The organism is Reyranella sp., from assembly GCF_050185545.1.
Taxonomy (GTDB): Bacteria; Pseudomonadota; Alphaproteobacteria; order Reyranellales; family Reyranellaceae; genus Reyranella.
In genome coordinates this window covers 1-2,302 of the sequence record NZ_JBFWZI010000026.1, presented here as the reverse complement: position 1 = coordinate 2,302, position 2,302 = coordinate 1, and the positions used below count along the sequence as shown (strand labels likewise).

General features: G+C 70.4%; 3 protein-coding genes. All 3 read left to right on the top strand.

The genetic code is table 11. The annotated features are described in order from the left end of the window. Positions 1-866, top strand: an 866-nt coding sequence (locus tag AB7O82_RS09855) for a radical SAM protein (RefSeq protein ID WP_428619284.1), incomplete at its 5' end; no start/stop codon positions are given. Further along, positions 863-1,546 (top strand): TIGR04283 family arsenosugar biosynthesis glycosyltransferase, encoded by a 684-nt coding sequence (locus tag AB7O82_RS09850; protein WP_428619282.1) that lies wholly within the window; start codon positions 863-865, stop codon positions 1,544-1,546. The genes AB7O82_RS09855 and AB7O82_RS09850, both read left to right, overlap by 4 nt. 13 nt (positions 1,547-1,559) lie before the next feature. Next, positions 1,560-2,156 carry a TIGR04282 family arsenosugar biosynthesis glycosyltransferase gene (locus AB7O82_RS09845; protein ID WP_428619280.1) on the top strand — a complete coding sequence of 199 codons (597 nt, stop codon included), beginning with the start codon at positions 1,560-1,562 and terminating at the stop codon, positions 2,154-2,156. Positions 2,157-2,302 lie beyond the last annotated feature (146 nt).

Genomic DNA, 2,302 nt, shown 5'->3' with positions numbered 1-2,302 from the left:
TCGCGCTGCGCTCTCTCGACACGCTGTGGTTCAACACCGGCACGCTTTGCAACCTCACGTGCGCCAACTGCTACATCGAATCATCGCCACGCAACGACCGGCTGGTCTATCTGACCGCCGCCGAGGTAGCGGCCTATCTCGACGAGATCGAGCGCGACGGCCACGACACCAGGCTGATCGGCTTCACCGGCGGCGAGCCGTTCATGAATCGCGAGCTGCCGGCCATGCTCGACGACGCGCTGTCGCGCGGCTTCAAGGCCATGGTGCTGACCAATGCCATGAAGCCGATGCAGAAAATGAAGCCCGCCCTGCTGCACCTGCTCGAGCGCCACGGCCACAACCTGACCCTGCGCGTCTCGATCGATCATTACGGCCGCGCCCTGCACGAGGGCGAGCGCGGGGCGCGCAGCTGGACACCCACCATCAACGGGCTGGTCTGGCTCGCCCGGGCGGGCTTCGACGTTCACGTCGCCGGCCGCCGCTTCTCGGACGAGACCGAGGACCAGGTGCGCGCGGGCTACGCCCGACTGTTCGCCGAGCTCGGCGTGCCGATCGACGCCACGAGCCCGACGGCGCTGATCTTGTTCCCGGAGATGGATCCCACGGTCGACGTGCCGGAGATCACCACCGCCTGCTGGGGCATCCTCCGCAAGGCGCCCGACAGCGTGATGTGCGCCTCCGCGCGCATGGTGATCAAGCGCAAGGGCGCGGCGCGGCCGGTCGTCGTCGCCTGCACCCTGCTGCCCTACGACCGGCAATTCGAGCTGGGCGAGACGCTGGCTCAAGGCACCGGCACGGCGGTGCGGCTGAATCATCCTCATTGCGCCAAGTTCTGCGTCCTGGGCGGCGCCGCCTGCAGCGCGTGACGACCGGGCTCGACGTCGTCATCCCGACCCTGAACGCCGCCGCGAGCCTCGCCGACACCCTTGCGGCGCTGGGCAAGCCGAGCGGTCTCTCGCTCACGATCACGGTTTGCGACGGCGGCTCGCGCGATGCCACGCAATCGATTGCCCGCGAGGCCGGCGCGCGTGTCGTGACGGCGCCGCCCGGTCGCGGCCAGCAGCTCGCCGCCGGCGCAGCGGCCGGTCAGGCGCCCTGGCTCTTCTTCCTGCACGCCGATTCGCGAACGGACAAAGGCTGGATCGATGCCATCAACGGCTTCGTCGCCGATCCCGACAACCAGGACCGCGCGGCGTACTTCCGCCTGCACTTCGACTCGCCCGACCCGCGCGCCCGCCGCCTCGAGCGCCTCGTCGGCTGGCGCAGCAGAACCCTCGGCCTGCCCTATGGCGATCAGGGACTTATCCTGTCGCGCACCTTCTATCGCCGCCTCGGTGGATTCGCCGCCGTCCCGCTGATGGAGGACGTCGACCTGGTGCGCCGCATCGGACGCCGCCGGCTGGTACCGCTCGCCGCAGACATGATCACCTCGGCCCGGCGCTACGAACGCGACGGCTGGATGCTGCGGCCACTGCACAACCTGTCGTGCCTCGCGCTGTATTTTGCCGGCGTGCCGCCACGCCTGATCCGCCGCCTCTATGGCTGAAGGCGCACGGCCGATGACGCGCCACCTCGTGATCTTCGCCCGCACGCCGCACGTCGGTCGGGTCAAGCGCCGGCTTGCCCGGGAGATCGGCGTGCTTGCCGCGACGCGCTTCTACCGCGCGACGCTCGCGACGACGCTCCGGAGACTGACGGCCGATCGCCGTTGGCAAGTCTGGCTGTTCGTGACACCGGACGACTCGCTCGGCCATCCGATCTGGCGCGGCACCCGACGCCGACGACAAGGCCGCGGCGATCTCGGCCAGCGCATGCGGCGGCCGTTCGAAACCTTGCCGCCCGGTCCGGTCGTCCTGGTCGGCAGCGACATCCCGGCGATGCGGCCGCGCCACATCGCCCGGGCCTTCGCGCTGCTCGGCCGCCATGATCTGGTGTTCGGCCCGGGGAGTGACGGCGGCTACTGGCTGATCGGCAGCCGGCGCGTCCGGCCTCTGCCCCGCGCGCTGTTTGCCGGGGTGCGCTGGTCGACGCCGCAGGCGCTCGCCGATACGCTGCTGTCGATTCCCGCGCGCTACTCAGTCGCCCTCGCCGACACGCTCGATGACGTCGACGACGCGGCCGACCTCGACCGGGCCAGGGCGGCACAAGCCACTTAACGTCAATGGGGGAATGCCCTCAGGCAGCCGCCTGTTGCTGCTTGATCGTCGCCAGCTCGCGGCGCACCGAGGCAAACACCGCCCCCCAATCGCCGGCGCGCGGCTGGACGAACAGCCGAGCCGTGCGATGCCAGGAGCCGCTGCGG